This window comes from Nonomuraea sp. NPDC049625 (genome assembly GCF_040675285.1).
Classification (GTDB): domain Bacteria; phylum Actinomycetota; class Actinomycetes; order Streptosporangiales; family Streptosporangiaceae; genus Nonomuraea; species Nonomuraea angiospora_A.
The window spans coordinates 1-1948 of the sequence record NZ_JBFAOQ010000056.1 but is presented as its reverse complement, the minus strand read 5'-3'; the positions used below and the strand labels follow the sequence as shown (position 1 = coordinate 1948).

The 1948-nt window shown below is 47.5% G+C and carries 3 protein-coding genes; all 3 read right to left on the bottom strand.

Annotated elements, in window-relative coordinates; genetic code table 11:
- Positions 1-587: hypothetical protein (locus AB0J87_RS64360; protein WP_363985913.1), on the bottom strand; the 587-nt coding region annotated here is incomplete at its 3' end.
- Between the two features lie 182 nt (positions 588-769).
- The gene (locus tag AB0J87_RS64355; protein ID WP_363985911.1) at positions 770-1156 is read right to left on the bottom strand and encodes a hypothetical protein; all 387 of its coding nucleotides are present in this window, start codon (positions 1154-1156) and stop codon (positions 770-772) included.
- Positions 1157-1264: 108 nt separating this feature from the next.
- Positions 1265-1948 (bottom strand): hypothetical protein (locus tag AB0J87_RS64350; RefSeq protein WP_363985909.1); only part of this gene is annotated, 684 nt, incomplete at its 5' end.

Sequence of the window (1948 nt, the reverse complement as noted above, 5' to 3'; positions counted from 1 at the left end):
GTCTGCGAAATATTCCAGGCTTCCTCTGGACTACAAGGGGGGAGATCAATGTCCATCAAGCTTCGGGTGGCCACAAATTCTTCGTATTTTGGATTGAGAGCCTTACGAATTTTGAGCTTATTGGACATCAGGTCTACCTGCTTCTCTGCCACATCAGGCAGGAAAAGCACCTTGACCGTTCCATCAGCAACAAACGAGACATCTCTGAACGATTTACCATCAGTCCAGATAGCGTGCCGTTCGGCCTCGATATACACCTCATTGCACCAAATGCGGAAGCCATAAAGAACTCTCCCACCATTTTCTTTCATGAGTTCTATTACGTTCAAATCGCAGCAGCCGTCACGACTCCAAGGTTCGGGGTCTGAATCAATGTAAAATGGCGTTTCCGAGCTGATAGATGAACAAAACCTAGATACTTGCTCAGTTATTGCGCGCGGGGTATCTAGGTCGTTAAAAATACTTTCCATTGCCAGCATATCCCCGAGCCAACTAGGCACTCCTAGTGATTTGAAGCTCTGCGACATCTGGCGCTCAGCTTTCAGTGCTTGCTTGGCCTCTCTTTTAGCTTTGCTTTTTTTACCCACGTGAGCGCTCCTTGAACTCATAAAAGGCTATCAGACACGATTTAATGCCAAATTGCCATCATGCCGCATCCGGTCACGGAGGGCGGCGCCTGCATTGGAGAGCGTCAGGGTCCAGCAGCATCAGAAACTGGTCGGACTGCATCGACATGATTCGGTCGGCGCCAGATCAGGCGATAAGCAACTTATCTAGTTGCGGGCTCTTCAAGAGTCAATAAAGAAATTCCTTTCGGATATTCATCTATTACTAAAGCACGATATCTTTCGGAAATACATGCCATCTCCTCATCAGAAGGCTCATATCCTAGAATTATTGAAGCTTGTACCCTGTCTGTCCGCGGAGCCCAATTTCCCCTGCCCTGTTCCGTTTTAATACTGATTGACTGCAAGCTAAGATCGGGACCAAAGTTCAAAATAAAAGACTTAGCCGACAACATGTCAATTTGAGCAACTGCGTAATCCAAATCAAGACCAGACAAAGATTCAGAAGAGTGAGTCTCATACTTCTCTCTCGGGTCATCGCCCCATCGAGCTAGTATGGTTTGTGGAAAGCAATACTGAAATTTTGCCATTTATATCCCCTTTCCAGCTCCATGTCGGGCCGAACTCTAATACGCCATTTATACGAATCACGCCAGCCGGCAAGGCAGGGCGCTGATCCCGAAGCACGGCAACTTTTCCTAGGATAGATTGAGTTTATCTGCGGACTCAACACTCTTCCTAATGGATGCAGCGGTCACTACGGCGGCCATAGACATGGATAGACACACTATTGCTACGCAACCAATTCCTAAAAAAAGTCCGTTAGCATGCATTTTTTCCGCAGATACAGCCATATAAATTCCAATAAGAGCCAATACCTGAAAGCTGACGCCTCGAATGAGGACGTAAGTTGCAGTCACCATAGCCTTCGTCCGTAAATACTCGCTACGTGCCAACTCTTCAATCTTTCCCTGCTGAGACTGTTTCCTTCTATCGGAAGAATTCTTCCATTTCTCAGAAATTTTGCCCAAACCGCTATCAATCCACCCTTTGGAGTAAGCGGAGAAAAAGTTAATCGCTATTCCAACGATTACGACTGAGATCCACCACGACGAATCCCCGAAAAACCTCATTACGTCCACGGCTGACATCCCTATGCGCCAAAAGAAACGATAATACCAATTTGCCATCACAAAGGAAAATTTCACATGATTACCGCTATCGATATATTTGCCTGCTTTGGCGGATGGCTGCTGGAGGGGGGGCTGCTGGCTTGAACGTACTGTGGGCCGACAACCATTGCCCCCGTCGTGGAGTGGAATACCAAGAACAACCTGGAGACGCGGCACGTCTGCCAGGACCTGCACCAAGCTGATTGATCG

What these genes read in the sequence shown, in the direction of transcription:
- AB0J87_RS64355 (WP_363985911.1), bottom strand. Translation starts at nt 1,156, where the DNA reads ATGGCAAAATTTCAGTATTGCTTTCCACAAACCATACTAGCTCGATGG.